Source organism: Pseudomonas sp. P4_B3, from assembly GCF_056402295.1.
The window spans coordinates 262652-283947 of record NZ_JBFUHR010000002.1; the positions used below are offsets into that span (position 1 = coordinate 262652).

Below are 21296 nucleotides of genomic sequence, written 5' to 3' on the forward strand. Positions count from 1 at the left end.
CATGAACGACACTATCGAACGCCTTGCTGACGGCACCTTGGTCTTTCTCCCAGAGCGACTCAATCGTGATCCCGCCGTATTGCGCGGTTTGACCAATGATGAGATGTGGGTAGCGCTCGGTAGCGGTGCGGTCATTGGCCTGCTGCTGGGCGTTCCGCTGACGATTGCTACCGCCTCCATTGCCGTGGCGCCAACCAGCATGATCGCGAGTATGGCGGTGGTGCTATTCGCCGGTGGCACGCTACTGCGTCGGGTCAAACGGGCCCGGCCCGAGACCTGGTTGTACCGCAAACTCGAATGGGTACTCGCCAGCCGTTGGCGCCTGGGGCACGGAAGTTTGATTCTCCACTCCGGCGCCTGGACGGTTCGCCGTTCGCGTCGACTGCGCCCTGCCCTGTCCCGGTGGCAGCCATGAGCCGATTTCGAAACAAGGTCGATGCCCAACAGGCGCATATCTTCAGCCTGCGTCTGGCGGTAATGATCCTTGCCCTGGTCTGTGCCGGGCTCTGGTACGGCTGGCATACGGCACCGACCGATCTGACCGTGCATGTACCCCCAGATCTGCGCTCGGGCAGCACCCGCAAGTGGTGGGATATCCCCTCAGAGAATGTCTATGCCTTTGCCCTGTACATCTTTGGCCAGCTCAACCGCTGGCCCTCGGATGGCGAGCAGGATTATCGCCGCGCCATCTATGGCTTGCAGTCCTACCTGACACCCGCCTGCAAGGCCTTCCTCGACGGCGACTACGAGTACCGCAAGGCCGCTGGCGAACTGCGCCAGCGGGTGCGTGGCGTCTACGAAATTCTGGGCCGAGGTTACAGCGAAGATCCGGAGCTTAGGGTCAAGCAACTCGACCGCGACAGCTGGCTGGTCAAGCTCGACCTCAACGCCGATGAGTATTACGCCGCGGAACCGGTGAAACGGGTGGTGGTGCGTTATCCATTACGCGTAGTGCGTTTCGACCTGGACCCAGAACGCAATAAGTGGGGGCTGGCACTGGATTGTTATCAGGGCACTCCGCAAAAAATCTCCCTGCCTGGAGGTGAGCCATGAAACGGATTTCTACCCTGGGACTTACCGTCGTACTGATGCTATGGGGAGTTGCGGCGCAGGCCGTCGAGCTGATGCACTGGGAACGTCTTCCCCTCGCGGTCCCGCTGGTGATCAATCAGGAGCGGGTGGTCTTTGTCGATGAGAATGTTCGAGTCGGTGTGCCCTCATCCCTGACGGGCAAACTGCGTGTGCAATCAACCGGCGGGACGCTGTACCTGCGCGCATCGGAAGCCATTGCCCCGACCCGACTGCAACTGCAATCGGTCGCGACGGGCGAGATCATCCTACTGGATATCGCGGCCACTCCCGGCGATCAACCGCTGGAGCCCGTGCGTATCCTCAAGAATGCTCAGGTGCAAGCTACCGAGGCTGAATCTAGCACCGTCCTTGTTCCAGAACGTACACCGATCCCGGTCGCTTTGACGCGTTATGCCGCGCAGAGCCTTTACGCGCCGCTGCGCACCGTAGAATCCCTGCCCGGCGTACGCCGCGTCCCACTCAAGCTGCGCACCGAATTGCCAACCCTGCTGCCCACCGAAAACGTGTCCAGCACGCCCATCGCCGCCTGGCGACTCGGTGACTACTGGGTGACGGCGGTGAAGTTGCGCAATCGTGGTCCAGAGACGGTACAACTCGATCCGCGTCGGCTTCAGGCCAAGCTGTTCGCCGCGACCTTCCAGCATGCTTTCCTCGGGCCTGTCGGCAGCGCTGAAGACACCACGATTGCCTATCTCGTCACCCGCAGTGCCAGCCTCGAACACGCCGTGCTGCTTCCGCCCGTTGCGCGAGGTGCTGGCGATGAAGGCTAACGCGTTGCTCAAATGGCTGGTACCGGCTGCGCTGCTGGCCGTGGTGTTGATCATTCTAAAAAGCTGGGTCGCGGGTGGCAACACGCCCTCTCCAGAGCACCCAGTTGATCAGGGCAATATTCAGTTATCCGCCGAGCAAGCCAAGTCGCTCGGCATTGCTGGCGATACCCCACGCGACACGGTCGCCACCCTGGTCGGCCAGGTGAAGGCCATGCGCAGCGACATGCTCGGTTTGAAGAAACACAATGACTCACTGCAGACGGAAAACAACCGCCTACGCGAGCGGGAAAACAGTGTCGATTCGCGTATCCAGACCGCGCTTGGCAGTGTGACCCAGCAGGTCGACGAAGGCCGCCGCCAAGCCAACGAGGCCCGACTCAAAGCGGAACAAGACAGTCGTCAGGCTCGCGGCCTGCTGACGCAATTGCAGGAACAGTTGTCGGGGCTGACCGGCAAAGGCAAGGACATGCCGATCGGATTGGGGCTAGAGCCGGGCGATGGGGCTCAGTTCGAAGGGCGACACTCTGCCACTGATACGCTGCAGTGGATTGAACCCTCGGATGCTTCGTCCACCAACGCCAGAGGCAAAACCACGACTTTCTCCGCACTGAGCCTGCCTATCGCTTTCAACTCTCTGGAAGGCTTGAAAGACAACGCGATTGATCGCAGCCAGAAACAGCTACGTGCAGTTACCCAGGGTGAGCGCGACCTGACGCGATCCGTTGATCGTACCGAAGGCGCGAAGCCGGTCTACACGATCCCCGAAAACGCCACGCTGATGGGCTCGGTCGCCATGACCGCGCTGATCGGCCGAGTCCCTGTGGACGGCACCGTGAATGACCCCTATCCCTTCAAGGTGCTGGTCGGTCCGGAGAACCTGACCGCCAACGGCATCGACCTGCCGGACGTCGCGGGGGCCGTGATGAGCGGCACGGCGTCCGGTGACTGGACCCTGTCCTGCGTACGCGGACAGGTCGAGTCGATCACCTTTGTGTTTACCGATGGCACCATCCGCACGGTGCCTCAGCCGAAGGCGATAGCCAGCCGCACTGCCTCCACCACCCAGAGCCCGAACACCGACAAGATCCGTGGCGGGCTCGGTTACCTGTCCGATCCGTATGGCATTCCTTGCATCGCCGGCGAGCGCCGCTCGAACGCCCAACAGTACCTCGGCAGCCAGAGCCTGATCACTGCGGCCGGCGCCGGTGTCGCCGCCTTGCTCGGGGATGAGCAGAACAACAGCAGCGTGATCAGTTCGGGCGGCAGTACGCTCGGAGTCACCAACAGCACGGGCAACAGCGCGCTGAATTCAATTCTCAGTGGTGGGGTCAGCGACATCCGCGAGTGGGTCAACAAACTGTATGGCGAAGCCTTTGCTGCCGTGTACGTGCCACCGGCCGCACAGGTCGCCCTTCACCTCGACCATGAGATCACCATCGACTACGAGCCCAAGGGCCGGAGCGTTCGCCATGAAAAAGACCATGCCTCTATGCCTGACCTGGATTAGCGTGTTCTGCTGGGTCCTGGCGGGGTGCTCCACCAACAAGGAGACGCTGCTGCCCCATGGCAAGCAAACCATGCTGGACATCTGGAACGGCGCCAGTTCGCAAGGCACTCAGCAGCAACTGCTGGAGGCTCGGCAACAGTTACGCCGCCCGCTGGCTCAGGCAGATGTCTCCGCGTCTCTCCAGGAGTCGTACACTCGTACAGCGGCGAACGAGATCCGCAACCTGTTCCCGCGCCTGCCCAATCCCGATCTGGTGCTGTACGTGTATCCGCATCTGAGTGGTACCGAGCAGGCACCGGTCCCGGGTTACTCGACCGTCTTTCCGTTCTACCAACGTGTGCAGTACGCATTGCCTGGTGAACGTCAGGAAGACCTGTAGTGCGTAGCGGCGATGCGGACAACCGCACTTCTGCGTGGAAAGCCTGGCGCAGCCCATTGCGCCCTCGCGCCACCTTGGCCGATGAAGCGGAACTCTATGCGCACAACCCCAGCTTCACCGATCACCTGCCATGGGTCGAATACCTCGACACCGAGCAGTGTTTTCTACTGGATGACAATCGCTCGGTGGGTGCGGTGTTCGAGTTGCTGCCTATCGGTACCGAAGGGCGCGAACCCGATTGGCTGATGGCGGCCCGCGATGCCCTTGAGGATGCCCTGCAGGATAGCTTTGACGAGCTGGATCAAGCACCTTGGGTGGCGCAGTTTTTCTGCCAGGACGACAATGACTTCACCCCCTACCTGAACCGGCTCACTGGCTATATTCAGGACAGAGCGCGAGGCACCATCTTCACCGAGGCGTATTTGGAACTCAGCCGCCGTCATCTGAAGGCCATCGCCAAGCCCGGTGGTCTGTTTGAGGATAAGGTGGTGACGCGCCTGCCCTGGCGCGGTAACAACCGCCGAGTACGCCTAGCGGTCTATCGCTGGCTTGAGTCTGACGCTGAGGAAACGGGGCTCACCCCGGTGCAATCCTTGCAACAGGTCTGTGAGCGGATCGGTGCCTCGCTGCGTGCCTGTGGGGTGCAATCGAGGCGAGTCGATGGCCGAGGTCTGTATGCCTGGTTAGTGCCCTGGTTCAATCCGGCGCCCAGGCTCACCAATGAAGCACCCGAGGAGTTCTACCGCCGCGTGGCCTATCCGGAGTCGGGCGACGGTGAGTCGCTGGAACTGCCCTTCGACCATGACTTTTCCGAGCGGCTATTTTTCAATGAGCCGCGTTCGGATGTGCAGCGCGGACTCTGGTTTTTCGACGATCAGCCCCATCGGGTCATGGTGGTGGACAAGCTGCGGCGGGCGCCCTTGATTGGCCAACTCACTGGCGAAACCCGCAAGGGCGACGCGGTAAATGCCCTGTTCGACCAGTTACCCGAAGGCACGGTGATGAGCCTGACCCTGGTGGTCAAACCGCAGGATGTACTTGAGGAGCAGTTGAACCGCCTGGCGCGCAAAGCCATCGGTGAAAACCTGGCCTCGACCCAGACCCGCCAGGATGTCGAAGAGGCTCGCGCAATCATCGGCCGCCAGCACAAGCTTTACCGCGGCACCCTGACGTTCTACGTGCGCGGTCACGATGAACAGCAACTGCACCAGCGCTCAGTCAGCCTTGCCAACGCGCTGCTGGGTGCGGGGCTGCAACCTGTACGCGAAGGCGATGAAGTCGCCGCTTGCAACAGTTACCTGCGTTGGTTACCAATGGCTTACAACCCGGCCCGCGACACGCGCAACTGGTACACGCGCCTGATGTTCGCCCAGCACCTAGCGAACCTCGTTCCAGTCTGGGGCCGCAGCACAGGTACCGGCCACCCGGGTATCACCCTGTTCAATCGTGGCGGCTCGCCGTTGAGTTTTGATCCGTTATCACGCCTGGACCGAGCCATGAATGGTCATCTGCTGTTGTTCGGCCCCACCGGCGCCGGCAAGTCCGCCACCCTGGTCACCCTGCTGATGCAGATCATGGCCGTGTACCGCCCTCGCCTGTTTATCGTCGAGGCCGGCAACTCATTCGGCTTGCAGGGCGACTACTTCGCGACACAGGGCCTGTCGGTCAACAAGGTCCAATTGAAACCTGGCGCCTCGGTCAGTCTCGCCCCGTTCGTCGATGCTTGGCGCCTGGTCGAGCAGCCGGATCAGGTGGCGAGTCTGTCGATCGATGAGTGGGACGATGAGGTGGTAAGCAGTCGAGAAGACCATCGCGATGTTCTCGGCGAACTGGAAATCACCGCCCGGCTGATGATCACCGGCGGCGAAGCCAAGGAAGAAGCGCGCCTGAGTCGAGCCGACCGCAGCCTGATTCGCGAGTGCATTCTCGATGCGGCGCAGACCTGTGTCGCGGCAAGTCGTCGGGTACTGACTCGCGACGTGCGCAACGCCTTGCTGCGCGTCGCCGCCGACCCGCACTTACCGGAAAAGCGTCGCGAACGTGCCCAGGAGATGGGCGAGTCCATCGACCTGTTTTGCCAGGGTTTCGAGGGTGAACTGTTCGATCGCGAGGGCACGCCTTGGCCCGAGAGCGATGTGACCATTGTCGATCTGGCCACTTACGCTCGCGAAGGCTATGAGGCACAGATGTCCATCAGCTATATCAGCCTGATGAACACCGTGAACAACCTCGCCGAGCGCGATCAGTATTTGGGACGACCGATCATCATGGTCACCGACGAAGGCCATATCATCACCAAAAACCCGCTGCTGGCGCCATTCGTGGTCAAGGGGACGAAGATGTGGCGCAAGCTCGGCGCGTGGTTCTGGTTGTCGACGCAAAACCTTGCCGACTTCCCCACTGCGGCGCAGACCATGCTCAACATGATCGAATGGTGGATCTGTTTGAACATGCCGCCAGCGGAGATCGAAGAAATCGCTCGCTTCAAGAAGCTCACACCGGCACAGAAAGCCTTGCTGCTCTCCGCCAGCAAGGAACCGGGCAAATATACTGAAGGAGTGGTGCTGTCGAAGAAGCTCGAGACGCTGTTTCGGGCCGTGCCACCCAGCCTTTACCTCGCCCTGGCCATGACGGAGCCCGAGGAAAAGGCCGAGCGCTGGACACTGATGCAGGAGAACGGCTCCTCGGAATTGGAAGCGGCTTACCGGGTAGCTGAACGGATCGATAGAGCGCGAGGAATAGAACCAACATAGGAATAGCTATTCGGGTATCGCGCTCTCAGAGAGTGAGCTGCGAAATAGCATCGCAACTGACCGGACGTTTGCACGACAACTGAACAGTTGATTGCATTCGTATTGAACACCTAGCCGGGTGGTCAGTTGCTGGTCATCGCCCGCGTGGGGCTACTCTAAATAAAATTTATTTCTGTCAGTTTCAACACCACTTTCTATTGTTAATGATGCGACCCTGGCTGCGACCTTGCATTAGCAGCCTTCTTCACTTCCGACTCCAAGCTGTTTATCAGATAACTCAAGTCATGCTTCGATATACGTTTCGGTCTGACCATACGCTCTGGGTTATTAATTCGTGCTTTTGTTTCATCCGAAAGCGCACGATCTAGACAATTGGCAAAGTCCATTTCATCGTCGAATATAGCTTCTACTTTTCGAGCCTCATCACGAATCACAAGTGCTCTCAGAGGACAACTCTTGATGGCTTTTAACAATCCATCATCAAGCGTAGTTACAACAGGAATCATGAACTGATTGCCCTTTTTTTCTGTCATAAGCGTTTCACAATGTCGAAACATATAGAGGTCCCACGCAAGCGCGGAAATCCTGTCATTCGAATCTCCGTTTGGGTTCCGCAACGCGGGTTCGTCAAAGATGGGCATTCTACTTTGCTTATCAGCGAATCCGCTCAGAGCCTTCCATCCAAAATAAAGCTCTTTTAAGGGCATGAGGTCAAAATTATCAAGGCAGAAATCCACCAGGCAGCGAATACCGTCATCCACGCCTTGGCCATTCCAGCACTCCAGCATCGCGCGTAAAATTATTGACTGCATCATATCTCGCCGCTGGATACAGGCCCATGCCTCCCCATTCGTCAAGAATGCATCCCACATTTCCTCGGCTGCTGGTATATAGTCCTTAATCTGTTCAGCATGCCCTTTCAGCACTCTATCCCTAACCTCGGGAAGGTGCATCATGGCATCAAACATCTTTGCTGCCGCAACTTTCTGGTACGGCCATGGATTATTTGGCTTTACAACTTCACGTAGGTTTTCCAGTGTCGCAAACGTCCAATCAAAACCACGTCCGCTTTGATCTTCAATGAACTGCAAGGTCGCCCTCACCTTTTCGCGGTGTTTCGACTTTTCATGACGAAAAAAACCAGGTAACTCAGTAAGGAAATTTGTATCGAGTAGTGAGAAAAATGGAAACTCCAAGGGGGCACTGCCGCTCCTCATCTGCCTCTCGATAGCATCGGAAAATGCAAAAATGCCCTTTCCAGCAAATAGAGGAGCCACAGGCACATTTGGATTATCTGACCTGCCCAGAGCCTGCAATGGAACCCCTCCCTCATCGCTCGCGAACAACACACGAATGCCCGAGAACGCTTCACGATCAGAAGCGACGATGTCTGCGAGGGAGTCACCTGGCGAGCGAAGTAGAATGGCAGTCTTTACACGTAGCATCTTTTTCATTTCTTGACGCAGATCGAGTTTGTTTACCATCGTGATGTGCCCTCTAAAAGATATGCTGGTGCGGTTTCCCACGCAGAAAATGAGAGAGATCGGTGGGTTGCTGCCACATATCTGGGCTCCGTTGCGCAACCTGATGCCCGCTCGCTTTTTATCGAGGGCAGCGCGAGTCGCAGAGCAAAACATCGGGACAAAAACGCTGCACCTAAAAACCACAAGTGACTCAGGACTGTAACCTGCTGGTCTGTGCCAATGCGACAGGCTTGGCTAAATGTAAACGGGTGGTCAAGTCGATACAGGTATCCGTGTGCCGCGCTGAAGCCGCTGTTGAACCCTCAACAAAAAACCTGCTTCAAAAGCATCCTGGCAGTCACCGACAGGAAGGGTCTTGCGTGTTTGCGCCAGTTCCCACCACAGTGGAATCTCGCCGGGCGTGTCAAGCCAAGCCTGAGCACATTGCACGCCACGTTCGATCATCGAGGCAAACTCGTTGCCCCAAGGTGTCAGAAGACTTGGGCAACCATCCGCCGCAGGAATTGAAATGTAGTTTTCGTCCATACACACCCTAGATTTCTGATTTATTGTTAGACGTTGGGCCCAGCTTCGAAAAGCTTAACGAAGCCAAATGAAAGCTCGATAACAGGCATGAGCATCAAATGGCCTAGATCAATGCCAATGTAGACTATATCCCGTGGATTGAGAGTCCCTCAAGGCGCAATTTGCGCGCATGACTCAAGACTACGAACAGCTTCGTCTGCAGCTGGCGGAAAATATCCGCTTGATGCGACGCGTGAAAAACCTTACCCAAGAGCAGCTTGCGCTCATGGCCGAGGTGGATCGCACCTACGTCAGTCAAATCGAACGATGCACGGGTAATCCGTCGCTGTTGGTCCTGTGCAAGCTCGCCAATATTTTCGAAATTACCGCAGATCAGTTACTTGTGGAACCCGATATCCTGCGCAGTTCCCTTCACGTCAAATAATAGTCTCACGTATCACAAACCCGATAGATCCACCTTCATAATTTCCACTGACAGTCTTCAGTCCCTAACCGAACCTGCCCAGGCCATACACCAAGAGCCTGGATCATGCCTGTTGCCTACTCGTCAGTCCCGCCCACAAAGCTACGTCCCTTGGCGCTGAGCATCCTGCTGGCGTGCGGCCCAAGCGTGGCGCTGGACACCGCCAGCATCACTTCCTCCGTGCTTTCTCCAAGCTGTCTCGACTACAGGGTCGTCGGAATTTGTTTCTGGCTCCTCTGCACGCCCTTCGGCTGCACAGTCAAAACCTCCACCAAGGTTCGTCATTTCATTCCTGAGCTGGTGGTCTCGAGCTACGCCACCACTGGCAATAATCCCTGGACCGAGATGGCCACACTCTCCTCTCCCATCAGCGGAGCTGAAGGCGGCGGCAACCTGATCACGCCGAACATCCGCCGCGACAACCTGCCCCGCTTCAAGAACGTCGACGGTATTGGCCATCCCGGTGGCTGGGCCGCAACGCAATTGGCTTCTCAATCCGGCTATGCCTGCGCCAGCGGTGCAACTGCGTTCATGCCCTACTACCTGAGCACCCTGGACTCACTGGCCTGGCGCCATGGCATTCCGGAAAGTCTTTACCCCGAGTCGCTCATGCCGGGGATCCGTGAAATTGGTCGTCAGGCTTTGGGAAACATGTGGGGCAACGTTTATCCCCGGCAGGGCTTTCTGGTACAGCCCGACGATTTCAAGGCGGCCGCCGTCATGGCGCAACGGGCGGGTGATGTGATTACCCGCAACTGGCAACCACATGTGTATGTACCGCTCACACCCATACCACGCGACGGCTACTGGCCGCCTGGTCCTATCGTTGAAAACGATGCATCAACCCACAAATGGCAATTGCTCTCCCCCCAAATTCAACCGACGTGCGCCATCTTCCCCAGCGATTCGGTACAGAGCGCGGATGGCGCCTATGCCTGGTCGCTATGGCGTCCGTATAGCTGCTGCAAACGTGAGGGGCAGACCTTTCTGTTTAGTATCGACTTCGAAGGCGGTGCTTCATGAGCGGGCTTCGCGCGCGACCCTGGTTGGCCACGATGAGTCTGGTGCTCTACGGACTGCTTACCATGACCACGCATGCCGACGCCGCCGAAGGTGATTACCGCCTGGGCACTCAAGGCGAAGTGCTCGACGACCGGGTGATGTACACCATCGGTGGCGGCTCGGCAGTCGGCTCACCGAGTTCGCTCTACCGACCCAGTGGTCTCGGTGTCGGCGGGTCATGGCGAGCGAACATGATGTGCGGAAACATGAGCCTCACCAACACCCTGCAAAACCAACTGAACGGCGTGACCGAAGGTTTCCAGCAGATCATGGGCAGCATCATGCAGAACGCGACCCAAGCGGTGATGTCGCTGCCGGCGTTGATCATCCAGCGCGCCAACCCCGGTCTCTATGAGTTGCTGAGTAACGGGGTGATGCAGGGGCGCATCGACTTCGACCGCTCCAAGCTGACCTGCCAGGCCATGGCCGAAAAGATGGCGGACAAGGTCGGTCAAGCCGGCTGGGGCGCGCTGGCCAAGAACCAAGAAATGCAAGGCAACCTGGAGCAAACCGGCGGTGATGCGGTGGCTGCGGTGAAAAACACCGAGGCCCATAACGGCAACAATGGGGTGTCCTGGGTCGGCGGTTCAAAGGCCGGAGGTAATGGGCAGACGCCCATTCGGGTGACCTCCGACGTAGTGCGCGCGGGCTACAACTTGCTGCATAACCGGACGGTGGATGACAGTGCGTCGATCAGTAGCAGCGACTGTTTGGGTGGGGCCATTTGCCACACATGGGCTTCGCCCCAGGAGGAGTCCGAATGGGCCGTTCGCGTGCTGGGCGAGAGCGAAGTCGCGACCTGCGACACCTGCGAAACCCTGCGTGCGACCGCTGGCAGCGGATTGACGCCGCTGATCCAGGAGGCCTACAGCGAACGTCTCAAGGCCCTGCAAGGGCTGCTGTCGGGTTCACTGCCGCCTACCCCTGACAATCTGGCTAAAGCCTCGAGCCCAATACTGCCGGTGACCCGTGGCGTGATCGAAGCCTTGCGCGACGATCCCGACCAGGATCTGCTGGCGCGACGTCTGGCCAGCGAGACGGCCCTGTCCAGCGTACTCGATAAGGCGCTCCTGCTACTGCGCACCCTACTGGCAGGTAGTCACGAACCGAACATCGCTTCAGCCGAGCCAGCCCAGACAGCTTTGACGAAAAATATCGACGCCCTGGAGCGCGAAATACGTCTGCTACAAACCGAGCTGCAGGTCCGGCAGATGCTCGCCACCAATACCGCCAGCTTGGTGCTCGATCGGCATGCCGGCGGTGCTGATGCTTCGCGCACCGTCGAGCAAGGCGATCCTGAGCCGGGCCGACTCAATGACGCTGACGCCAGGCGCAAGTGAGCCATGAAACGCTCAGCGCTATTCACTTTGCTTTCGAGTCTGAGGATTGCCGCGATGATGATCCTGAGCGCCGCACTGGTCGCCTGGATCGGCCGCACTGCGCTGGGTAGTTTCGAGGCATGGCAGCAGGCATTCGAATCCGCACGACCTTATCTGCGGTGGTGGCGCGCCCTGCTCTACGGCGCTCTCTTTGCGCTCTGGTGGGACCTGCTTCGGCGCTACCGACATCGACCACAGGATCGACTGCGCGTGCAGCGCATTTGGGCAATGGGGCTCGCACTCTTCATCTGCGTCGAGTTCACCCGATTGTGAGGTTGTCACCATGCTCATGAGCACCAACAGCTACCTGGAGTTTTACCTCTCCCTGCTGGCCTGGATCATCAATAACGGCCTCTGGAGCGTCCTGTCCGACACTGGGCTATTCGCCGCCCCCTTTGGTGCAATCATCCTGCAAGAATGGCTGTCGGCCCGTCAGCAAGGCGCGGATGAAGGTAACAAGGGACTGCTCTCAGTGCCGCGGATCGAGAACCGGTTGTGGCTGGCCTACATCGTCGTGTTGTTCGGCTGTGCGCCGGTCTTTCCGTTGAGCCTCACGTCAATGGCATTCGATGATGCGTCGAGCCAGCGCTGCGGTGCCAGTGTGGCCAGGCCAGCGGAAACCGCTTGGGGGACCACCTTCAACACCATTGGCGAACGATCTGCCAACGTGCCGATCTGGTGGTTTCTGGTGCATGCCTTAAGCAAAGGGGTAACCGCGGCGGCCACCGCTTCCATCCCCTGCGCACCGGATATCCGACAAATGCGCATGGAGATCGACAGTTCGCGCATCAACAGCCAGGTCCTGCTGCAAGAAGTCGCCGACTTCACCCGCGACTGCTATGGCTATTCTCGCTCCCGGCTGTTCACCAACCGTCCCCAGTTGGACAAGGCTCAAAGTCATGATGCGTCCTGGATCGGCTCAAGCTATTTTCTTGATACGCCTGGCTACTACGATACGGATCGCTCACACACACCGCGCGTCAGCTGGCCGTATGACGAAAGCCGCGATGTCTCCTTGCCTCGGCTGGAGAATGGCGCGGGCTACCCCACCTGCAAGCAGTGGTGGAGCGCTAGCGGTGTCGGATTGCGTGAGCGCTTGATCGAGCAGGTCGATCCTTCGCTGCTGACTCAGCTGAAAGGTTGGTTGACTGGTCGTTCGAGCAACGAGATCGAGGATGCCACCCTGCGTGAGCTGGTCAGCCCGCGCCAGCAATCGATGTCCATGTCGCCCGGACAGGTGTACCAGGACTATGGCTCCAGTGCCCGCGGCGGCTCGATCAATCAGGGCCTCAATAACCTGGCCACCAATACCGGATTGGCACTGGGTTCCTTCAGTAATTTTCCCGCAATGAATGCGCTACGCGCCGCCCTACCGATGGTGCAGGCTTTTCTGATCATGGGCGTCATCATCAGCTTGCCGCTGATTCTGTTGGTCAGTACCTACCAGTTGAAGACCGTCATGACGGTGACGTTCGCTCTGTTCACGCTGCACATGCTGAGCTTCTGGTGGGAACTCGCCCGCTGGGTCGACTCCAGCATGCTCGATACCTTGTACAACCAAGTTTCGGCGTCCAATCAAGTGCTGTTATCGCTGCCCACATCCGGTTTTATGGATGGGACGGTCACGACGCAGGTCATTGAGTATGTAATGGGGGCGATGTTCATCGTGCTGCCGATGGTTTTTCTAGCCGCCATGAGTTGGGCCGGATATAGCGTAGGCTCCATAGCAGAAGGCATGCTAGGAAAAGGGACACTCAGTGCACAAAATGCAGGTTCGAAAGGTACTGATGCTCTGATCTCTGCAGGTACTTCAATCAGAAAAAGCTAACGACAACCCACTAATGCTCGTCCAGGTCAGGCTGTCCCGGTGCACGATTGAGTTCGTACTCACCATAAGGATCGCCGAATGCCTGAGCCCCGTAAAAGTCCTTTGAGGCGTTGGGTCGGCGATGGACGATTACCCAATACAAACCCATTAGAGTCATCAACGACAAGAACAGCCAAAAACTTACAAAAAGCAACGCTCCCACCATAGTGAACTTGGCGATCAGAAAGCTCCCGCGAACGAGTAAATTACCCGCAGGCACATCTGCCACCATCGCGCGCTCAGCTAAACGGGTCTCGAATGCTTTCAGTATGCGATACCCGCGCTTTATCGACATGCCACAGGTATATGCCCAGCGGTGGGCGTGGGAAATATGAACAGGGTTCTGCGTCGGCATGGTCTCGCCCTCTTCTGAGCGTTTTCATGGTTGAGACAGGAGTAACAGCCTACTACTGAAAACGGCCCGTGCCTGACCGTTTATCAGTATGCCCAGCCGAAAAATCTTCACTGGAAGACAGAAGACAAGCCCCGTGAAACAGCGTCTCTACAGTGATTGACCCATATCAGTCGTCCGGCTAAATACAAGGTACGGATCGCTGTTATCGACAGCACCTGCCCAGGTAGCCAGAGCCTTCAAGACTACGTCACTTCGGTGATGGTTCTCCCCAAGTGCGATTAGCGTTCGGTAGCTCGCACGGTGACCGTTTCTACGGTGATGAACGCCTACTGCTCTCCTGAGCGCCTTTCGAGCTCTACTCGTGAGGTAAGCCCTCTTGATTTTCTTCAACCCACAGCGGGGAAATCTTTCCCCGCACGGGACAGGTTTCTTCGCGTTTTCAACGGAGGCACACCATGTCCGACTCACTTACACCGGAAACACTGAATACCCTTCGGTTGGCCATCGTGTTCACCCCTGGCGCGTGGCAACGCGCAATACTGCTCGATCAATCCGATTACGCTGAGAAGCTACAGGTTGATCGGTTGAGCCACGTATTGCGCGCAGCCTTCGAAGCCCACCTGGCCTATCCACAAAAGCCCTATGTGCTGTTCGAGGTAGTCCACATTGAACCAACCGATCACTTCGACCACGACCCGTTGCTGCAATTGAGTCTCAGCCTACTTCAAGAACCGGGTCAGCCTAGCGTCTTGCTGATAGCGCTTGCAGGAGAACACCAGCGCTAAGCGCAATCGGCGGCGCCCACCTCCACATTCGGACGGCATACAAGACCTGCATCAAACCAGCACATCACCCAACCGGGGAACCCTCCCCGACGGGCACGGCGTTCCTCGGTTTTCTCTCGAGGAAATTGCCATGCGCGATATCTACCAAGACGTGACAGACAAGATCGTTAAAGCTTTGGACCAAGGCGTTACCCCCTGGATCAAACCCTGGTCTTCAAATGGCTCCGCCTACATCCGTCATCAACCCTATCCCATCAACGCAATCACGCGTCGTCCCTACTCGGGCATCAATTTACCGCTGCTCTGGGCCGAGGCCAGGTTGCAGGGGTTCACTCAAGACCGTTGGCTGACGTTCAACCAGGCCAAAAAGGCCGGGGGGCACATCCGTAAGGGTGAGCACAGCACTCTGGCAGTACTCTACAAGCCGATGGAGCGCGAGGAACAGACAGAGTCAGGTCTCCCCGTACTCGACGAAAATGGTCAGCCCAAGGTCGCTTACTTCGGCATTCTCAGAACACATTTTCTGTTCAACATCGAGCAAACGGAGGGGCTCGAAATGCTCAATGAAACCCTGCTCGAAACGGAACAGACTGATCCCTTCCAGCCCAACAGCGCCGCGGAAAACCTGCTGTTAAGTTCAGGTGCACGCATCGTTCATCGACCTGCCGACGAAGCCTTTTACCATCCGATCAGGGATTTCATCCAACTGCCGACAAAAGCACAATTTCAAGATGAAGGCGGGTACTACGCCACGGCACTTCATGAGCTGACGCACTGGACCGGGCATCAAGCTCGGTTGCAGCGCGAAGGCCTGACGTCAGCCTGTCCATTCGGCTCGCCAGGCTACGCGTTTGAGGAGTTGGTCGCCGAGATGGGCGCTGCTTTTTTATGTGCCTACGCCGGTATCCAGGGGCAACTGCGGCACGAGGGCTACATCGACTCCTGGCTAGGCCTACTCCAGGCTGACAAACGCGCGATCTTTCGCGCCAGTGGTCAGGCCCGAAGCGCCTCGGAGTATGTATTCAACCTGGAGCAGCAACTGAAGCAGGTGGTAATGGATGACTCACGATGCATGAACGATGGAGTTTGATCGTTAACTCACCATTGCAATCGCATCACAGGGCCCAACGCGAGTTGGGCCCTTTTTTCTGCGCCCAGAAAACCCATGTCGCGGGACTCTGATGCAATGGGTCAGGGATGGGCGCACACCCGCAGCCTGTCATTCCGCATCCAGATTCTGCGCCAGAAAATCCACCAGCTCGAGCGGACTCCGGCTGTCGATTACCTTGTAGATCAGATCGCGTTTACTGCGCGGCAACTTCTTGACCACGCTCTTCGCCGAGGCCCGGACGGCTTCGTCAGTTCCATGGATACGTGCCGCGAGCAGCAGCACGAGCGTGGCGTCAGTGAGGTTCATGGCAAGACCCAAAAAATATGCACCGCAGTGTACCGACTCTTGTCTTTGCCGTACTAGCCCCAACAAAACGACGCCTAGCCGTATCGATATTCCGATTGCCGCACAAAGGGACCCAAGCCAAAAGGACGGGTAAGGGTTGAAAGGGAATGGGGACTCAAGGGTAAGAGCCCTATCCGAAAAGGCTAAAAGGCCACTGACCCCGCCACTTCCCGGAGGTCACGATGCTCAGTCTGTTTCGCCACAAAAGGCAGAAGTTCCCTCCGCCACCGAGCGTGAGCGTCGCCGAAGGTTACCTGCCCATCGAGTCGGCCCACAGCTTGTTAGCAGCGGAGCACCGCCGCCAGTTGCTCGATCGTATCTGGCAGTACACTGCCCTCTCTCACGCGCAGTTCATCCAACTCTATTTAAATCCGATCCATCGCTATGCCGAACAGGTCCAGCAACTCCCAGCCAGCGAGACGCACCACCATGCTTATCTTGGCGGCATGCTCGACCATGGACTGGAACTGGTCGCTTGCAGTTTGAAACTGCGTCAGTCGTATCTGCTTCCCACCGGCGCCGCACCCGAAGACCAAGCCGCCCAGACCGATGCCTGGTCCGCCGGCATCGCCTATGGTGCCCTGCTCCATGACATCGGCAAGATCGCCGTGGACCTGCAGGTCGAACGTCAGGATGGCCGTCTTTGGCATCCTTGGCACGGCCCCCTGGATCAGCCCTACCGTTTTCGCTATGTCAAAGGTCGCGACTATCACCTGCACGGCGCCGCAACCGGCTTGCTCTACACCCAGATTCTCGACCGCCCGATCCTCGATTGGCTCAGTGGATTTCCGTCGCTGTGGGCCAGCTTGCTGTATGTCCTGGCCGGTCAGTACGAACGCGCCGGCGTGCTGGGTGAGCTGGTCATTCAAGCCGACCGTGTTTCCACTGCGCAGAACATTGGCGGTAACCCGAGCAAGGCGCTGCAAGCACCAATTCATTCGCTGCAACATCACTTGATCAGCGGACTACGTCATCTGGTTCAGCACGAGCTGAAACTCAACCAGCCGGGTGCCGCGGGATGGCTGACCCAGGACGCACTCTGGCTGGTCAGCAAGACGGTCACGGACAAGCTACGGGCCTATCTGCTGTCGCAAGCGATAGAGGGCATTCCTTCCTCCAACATTGCGGTGTTCGACGAGCTGCAGTCACATGGATTGGTTGAGTCCACGCCGGAAGGCAAAGCCATCTGGACTGCGTTTGTGACACAGGAAAATTGGCAGCAGAGCTTCACCTTTCTGCGTCTTCAGCCGGCACTGATTTGGGGAAACGAAGACCGGCCCGAGACTTTCAGCGGAACGGTGAGCATTGCGGCCCATGACCACTCAACCGACACCCCAGTATCAACACCAACGCTCGAGACAGTCCGTGCAAGATCAGGTCAAAGTCAACCGCAGCCGGATACCTTGACGGTAGAGGATGCCGATTACCTCGGCACGTTGCTGAACATGTTCGAGTTGGATGAGCCTGAGACCAGTGATTCACTGTCAGAAAGTGCTGACGATACTTCAACGCGTCCATCGGATAACCCAGGCCAGGCATTCCTGAATTGGGTAAAGGAAGGCATCCTGAGCCACAAGCTGATCATCAATGACAGCAAGGCTAAAATCCATATGGTGGGCGGTACTGTGTTCCTGGTCACGCCTGGCCTTTTTCAGCGCTACGTTCAGGAGTTTCCGGGCATCTCACTAGGGGCCGATTCCGCAGGTGAGGAATGGCGATGGGTGCAAAAGCAGTTTGAGAAACTGAAGGTCCACAGAAAGAGAGACAATGGCCTAAACATCTGGGCATGCCAAGTGCAGGGCCCTAGGAAGAGAAGCACCTTGAAGGGATATCTGATTGCCGAGCCGACGTCACTTCTAGAACCGATTCCGCCAGACAACCCATTTCTCGCACTTGTCGAAGTATGAGCAATGACAATCCCGGAGGCTTGACTTAAGAGCACAGCCCCCGCTACACGCCTGGGCAATAGCTTGATCATGGAACCCGACATGAACACTCCGTTTGAAATGAGCTAACTGGGTGGAAAAGGGCGATGGTGTCCGCATAAATACGCGGACACCATCGCCCTAAATGCCGGAGTTCGGAAGGTGACTTAGCTGGACGGAAATAATTACCTATCCAGATGCACCCGTAGACGCCTCGCCCGCTCTTGAAACGCTCCTTCGCCGCCCTCGAGAATATCGCAAACGGCTTTACGGATGTCCGCATTCTCCAGACCGCCAGACCGGTAGGTGATTGGAGGCAGCGCGCCATGTGGGTGCGGCCCAGACTCAGCAATGATGATCTGATCGGCGTCTGTGTTGATGACGAGGTTGGCATTGTGCGTCACCATGATCACCTGACGATGCGCTTTTGCCTCAACAAAAAGGTGGACCAGTTCATCAAAAACCGACTTCGGGTCCAGGTTTTCCTCAGGCTGATCGATCACTAGAGGACGGTTGTCGCTATCATCCAGTGCCAGATAGAGCAATAGCAGGACGATCCCTCGCGTGCCCGGAGACAGCTTTCGGATATCAACCCCGTCGTACTCAATACCATACCTGATCGAGATATGGTCAGTACTGAACAGCCATTGCGCGAATCGCTTCGACCAAGCGCGAAATTCTGCTTGGTCGTTTTGCGGTACAGGTGCGTGATCAAGCAGTTCCTTCTGATACAAGCGCCGGAACTCCTTCATTGCGGCACAAACTGCTATTGAGTCACCCGTTTCCCAAGCACTTTTGAGGACCTCGTTCGACTTTTGCAGAAGCGTACCCTTACCCCGAAATGCACCGCTCTTTCGGAGGTCGATTAATCCGTCTTCAGCAACTGAAGTCCATTGCTCCACATTAGCAATGCGCACGACAGAGAAAGATAGTTTTTTCAACGTTCCCGATGCCTTGGACAGTCGTACCATTAACGGAGCGTATAGGGCCTCCAACACCGACTGCTCAGCGATAAGGGCGTCAAATGCTCGCCCATAGGCCTCCTCACGGTCGGATTGCAGATCTTTGGCCCGCGCCTTCGCCCCTTGAGCATCCTTTAGCTTATCTGTCAGGATTTGGAGCGCTGCGGTTTCGGTCGCGATGCTACCGGACAGAGCGGTGTAGCGGCGCTGAGTCTCCTTATCGGCGCTCACAAGCTTCTCCAATCGTGTCATCTCTGCATCGAGCATTGCCTGCGAGAGCGTGCTCAGATCGGTATCATCGGGAAAATAGGGCGTGCTGGGTTCGCCGAGACCCGGAGCCGTTCCCTTTACAGCTGCGATCTTATCGTCAACCCACTTGATGAAGTCGGCGAGATTTCTGTCAACAGGTCCCTTGTAGTCCAATAAGAATTCCGACCACTGCTCATCCGACAAGCCGCTGTTGGAATGACGAGCCTGCGCCTGTCTTAGCGTCTCTGGTGCCTGGTTGCGGCGTTGATCTTTTACCTCGTCTTGGAGGGCGAGAAAGGTTTGCCGCTGCCCTGTGAAACGCCGTAGCTTTGTACGAAGGGTATTCACCATACTCGCCAGCTCAGTGTGGCGCGCAGCACGTTTCTCGCTACCGGGGGACACTAGCTTGGCGCGGTCAGTAGTGTAAGCGTCGACAAGCTTCTTTTTCTGAGCCGCATTGGACTCGTAGGTCGCAGCTACCTTCTCCTTTTCTAACTCGATGCTGATTCGGTCAGAAATTTGGGCAACCGCCTCTGCTTCACGTTCACGGGCAAGACGATGCCGCGTCGCGCGCTGTTCAAGCAATTCCTCAAAATCTAATGCGCCGTCACGTCCCTCGTCGGGATGAGCCTCAAAGATCACGCGTTCGATCTCACGTAACAACCCGTCAGTAAGCCCACTAGACGAGCAGAGCTCCTCCACAAATTGCTGTGACAGATAGCGTACTCGTTCATAAGCATAAGGACCGTTAGCGTCTGAGCCGTTAAGTGATCGAACACTCGGTTCCCCCGCCGCCCAACTTAACTTAACTTTGCTATCGCCGATCAGGGGCTGCGCCCGAACGAGAAACGAAGGGTTCGCCCACTCATCCGCAGCCCAAACCTCATCAGAAATAGAGTCGCACCCTGCTGCGATCATGTCGGCCAAGGCAGTCTTGCCCGAGCCACGCGCACCGATAATTGCGACGAGGCCAGGATTCAGTGGAATGACGGGGGTCGTTAGCCATGGCGCATTGAGGATTTCGATTTGAGAAATAACCTGTGAAGGCGTCGCTGAGGCTGGAGGCTCAGCTCCAACATGGGCTCGCCCCTCTGGGTCGATGCATGCCTGGCGCAGTGCATCGAACTCAAGACCACCCTTAACCCAAGAGAAACGATCTCCAAACGGATTGGCAACTTCTTCCAGCTTATGAGCGTCGCTGCCATGTAGGCAGGGTTTGAGGCCTCCGTATAGCGCACGAATTTCTGAGCGGCTTAGCTGACGTTGACCAAGCCAGAATTCGCGCTGGGCGGCACTGCTAGCGAAAATAACATGGGCAAAGCCTTCTATCTCACGTCGGATAGTCTGATCCGCAGCCTCACGCACTCCGGAGGTTCCATCGTTTGCTCCACCCGCAACGGCAATGAGAATATTCTTCTTTGCCCACTCGCTCTCTCCGAACACCTCGCGCAGTTTTTGGAAGTTGACCTTGAACTGGTTCGCTCCGTAAGCCAATGCTGCTTGGTCGTCCGTAATATTTGGGTCTGCTTTTTTGCCAAGTCGGATGAGGTCAGCTCGCGTGCAATCGAAGCGGTCGCGCATCACGTTAAATTGCAGGCGCGACAAAAGCCGTTGGAGCTCCTCGATATGATCAGGATCTTCTGGGCTCACAAAAAGGTGAAGGTTGACGAACCCACCTTTTGCGGTAGCTACGTCCAGTCTTAGCTCAACGTTCGGGAAGATGAGCTGGGTGTCCGGAAGGCGTCCAGCTGCCTTGTGGCGTAGGACCTCTTGATAAGTGTCCGTAACATAATAGTCAGTTACAGCGATCGCCTCGATCGCCGGTGACGCACGCTCCAGAGCAGCAAGATAGTCCTCCCAAGCTGTCGGGCCGGAAAACTGATTGTTCATAGCCGTGCCAGGAGCGTGAATGTGCGGCTCCCAGCGGCGCCACTCCGATCCGCGGTGCAATCCAGTCCCTGAAACCAAAACAACCTCCTCGCCAGCATTTGTAAATACTAGGTATAAGCGTCCTTGACAGCCTTCTATCCCGTCCTATCTTTCTCGGGCAAGGATGGCACCGCATTCGTTTATACCTGAGAAGGGTGCAATTAGCACCGCTTGGCCCGGACAGATTAACTATCTTAGAGCCATCCGCTTTCATCGCGAATCAAGGTACTTCTGGGGGATCACCCGTAACACCGCTCGGACGACAGTTTTTTGCGCCGCCAGCAACAGTTCAGTAGAAATTGCGTTTACGCTGGTCTTGGACCATAAGGCACGGCGAGAAGCCTAAAGCCTCAT

The 21296-nt window shown here is 57.3% G+C and carries 19 protein-coding genes; 14 read left to right on the forward strand and 5 right to left on the reverse strand.

Annotated elements, in window-relative coordinates:
• Position 1: 1 nt before the first annotated feature.
• The 6 genes from AC1DWG_RS03280 to AC1DWG_RS03305 are packed head-to-tail and all read left to right on the forward strand — an operon-like array spanning position 2 to position 6501.
• Positions 2 to 415, forward strand: a complete 414-nt coding sequence (locus AC1DWG_RS03280) for a TIGR03750 family conjugal transfer protein (RefSeq protein ID WP_477762197.1) — start codon at positions 2 to 4, stop codon at positions 413 to 415.
• On the forward strand, positions 412 to 1053 hold the full coding sequence (locus tag AC1DWG_RS03285) for a PFL_4703 family integrating conjugative element protein (RefSeq protein WP_477762198.1): 642 nt from the start codon (positions 412 to 414) through the stop codon (positions 1051 to 1053). The genes AC1DWG_RS03280 and AC1DWG_RS03285 overlap by 4 nt, the downstream gene beginning before the upstream one ends.
• Positions 1050 to 1862: a TIGR03749 family integrating conjugative element protein gene (locus AC1DWG_RS03290; protein WP_477762199.1), complete on the forward strand. Its 813-nt coding sequence runs from the start codon at positions 1050 to 1052 to the stop codon at positions 1860 to 1862. The genes AC1DWG_RS03285 and AC1DWG_RS03290 overlap by 4 nt, the downstream gene beginning before the upstream one ends.
• Positions 1852 to 3369, forward strand: a complete 1518-nt coding sequence (locus AC1DWG_RS03295; protein WP_477762200.1) for a TIGR03752 family integrating conjugative element protein — start codon at positions 1852 to 1854, stop codon at positions 3367 to 3369. The genes AC1DWG_RS03290 and AC1DWG_RS03295 overlap by 11 nt, the downstream gene beginning before the upstream one ends.
• On the forward strand, positions 3332 to 3748 hold the full coding sequence (locus AC1DWG_RS03300) for a TIGR03751 family conjugal transfer lipoprotein (RefSeq protein ID WP_477762201.1): 417 nt from the start codon (positions 3332 to 3334) through the stop codon (positions 3746 to 3748). Before AC1DWG_RS03295 ends, AC1DWG_RS03300 begins: the two co-directional genes overlap by 38 nt.
• Complete coding sequence (locus tag AC1DWG_RS03305; RefSeq protein WP_477762202.1) at positions 3748 to 6501, forward strand: conjugative transfer ATPase; 2754 nt, start codon at positions 3748 to 3750, stop codon at positions 6499 to 6501. Before AC1DWG_RS03300 ends, AC1DWG_RS03305 begins: the two co-directional genes overlap by 1 nt.
• A 200-nt stretch (positions 6502 to 6701) precedes the next feature.
• On the opposite strand, the gene AC1DWG_RS03310 is transcribed toward AC1DWG_RS03305, so the two are convergent.
• Positions 6702 to 7985, reverse strand: coding sequence for a hypothetical protein (locus AC1DWG_RS03310; protein WP_477762203.1), 1284 nt, complete (start codon positions 7983 to 7985; stop codon positions 6702 to 6704).
• 252 nt (positions 7986 to 8237) lie between these two features.
• Complete coding sequence (locus AC1DWG_RS03315) at positions 8238 to 8510, reverse strand: LasR-specific antiactivator QslA (protein WP_123722476.1); 273 nt, start codon at positions 8508 to 8510, stop codon at positions 8238 to 8240.
• 169 nt (positions 8511 to 8679) lie between these two features.
• Between AC1DWG_RS03315 and AC1DWG_RS03320 the strand changes: the two genes are divergently transcribed.
• The 5 genes from AC1DWG_RS03320 to AC1DWG_RS03340 all read left to right on the forward strand — a co-directional run bounded on the left by AC1DWG_RS03320 (position 8680) and on the right by AC1DWG_RS03340 (position 13242).
• Positions 8680 to 8934 carry a helix-turn-helix domain-containing protein gene (locus AC1DWG_RS03320; protein WP_123722475.1) on the forward strand — a complete coding sequence of 85 codons (255 nt, stop codon included), beginning with the start codon at positions 8680 to 8682 and terminating at the stop codon, positions 8932 to 8934.
• Between the two features lie 105 nt (positions 8935 to 9039).
• Positions 9040 to 9996, forward strand: a complete 957-nt coding sequence (locus tag AC1DWG_RS03325; protein WP_477762204.1) for a TIGR03756 family integrating conjugative element protein — start codon at positions 9040 to 9042, stop codon at positions 9994 to 9996.
• On the forward strand, positions 9993 to 11375 hold the full coding sequence (locus AC1DWG_RS03330; protein ID WP_477762205.1) for an integrating conjugative element protein: 1383 nt from the start codon (positions 9993 to 9995) through the stop codon (positions 11373 to 11375). Before AC1DWG_RS03325 ends, AC1DWG_RS03330 begins: the two co-directional genes overlap by 4 nt.
• A 3-nt stretch (positions 11376 to 11378) precedes the next feature.
• Positions 11379 to 11687, forward strand: a complete 309-nt coding sequence (locus tag AC1DWG_RS03335; RefSeq protein ID WP_477762206.1) for a hypothetical protein — start codon at positions 11379 to 11381, stop codon at positions 11685 to 11687.
• A 10-nt stretch (positions 11688 to 11697) separates the two neighbouring features.
• Positions 11698 to 13242 (forward strand): conjugal transfer protein TraG N-terminal domain-containing protein, encoded by a 1545-nt coding sequence (locus AC1DWG_RS03340; RefSeq protein WP_477762207.1) that lies wholly within the window; start codon positions 11698 to 11700, stop codon positions 13240 to 13242.
• A 10-nt stretch (positions 13243 to 13252) separates the two neighbouring features.
• Here the strand turns inward: AC1DWG_RS03340 and AC1DWG_RS03345 are convergent, their stop codons facing one another.
• Positions 13253 to 13636 carry a DUF3742 family protein gene (locus AC1DWG_RS03345; RefSeq protein WP_477762208.1) on the reverse strand — a complete coding sequence of 128 codons (384 nt, stop codon included), beginning with the start codon at positions 13634 to 13636 and terminating at the stop codon, positions 13253 to 13255.
• Positions 13637 to 14091: 455 nt separating this feature from the next.
• Here AC1DWG_RS03345 and AC1DWG_RS03350 point away from each other — a divergent pair, with 455 nt between their 5' ends.
• Together AC1DWG_RS03350 and AC1DWG_RS03355 are read left to right on the forward strand one after the other, a co-directional pair.
• Positions 14092 to 14421 (forward strand): hypothetical protein, encoded by a 330-nt coding sequence (locus AC1DWG_RS03350; RefSeq protein ID WP_477762209.1) that lies wholly within the window; start codon positions 14092 to 14094, stop codon positions 14419 to 14421.
• A gap of 130 nt (positions 14422 to 14551) precedes the next feature.
• Complete coding sequence (locus tag AC1DWG_RS03355; RefSeq protein ID WP_477762210.1) at positions 14552 to 15511, forward strand: ArdC family protein; 960 nt, start codon at positions 14552 to 14554, stop codon at positions 15509 to 15511.
• 129 nt (positions 15512 to 15640) lie between these two features.
• Here the strand turns inward: AC1DWG_RS03355 and AC1DWG_RS03360 are convergent, their stop codons facing one another.
• A complete protein-coding gene (locus AC1DWG_RS03360) occupies positions 15641 to 15838 on the reverse strand; it encodes a DUF7740 domain-containing protein (protein ID WP_007901093.1) in 198 nt (65 codons plus the stop codon).
• A gap of 221 nt (positions 15839 to 16059) precedes the next feature.
• On the opposite strand from AC1DWG_RS03360, the gene mobH reads away from it, so the two are divergent.
• The gene (mobH, locus tag AC1DWG_RS03365; RefSeq protein ID WP_477762211.1) at positions 16060 to 17784 is read left to right on the forward strand and encodes a MobH family relaxase; all 1725 of its coding nucleotides are present in this window, start codon (positions 16060 to 16062) and stop codon (positions 17782 to 17784) included.
• 203 nt (positions 17785 to 17987) lie between these two features.
• On the opposite strand, the gene AC1DWG_RS03370 is transcribed toward mobH, so the two are convergent.
• Positions 17988 to 20981, reverse strand: coding sequence for a TrlF family AAA-like ATPase (locus AC1DWG_RS03370; RefSeq protein WP_477762212.1), 2994 nt, complete (start codon positions 20979 to 20981; stop codon positions 17988 to 17990).
• Between the last annotated feature and the right edge of the window lie 315 nt (positions 20982 to 21296).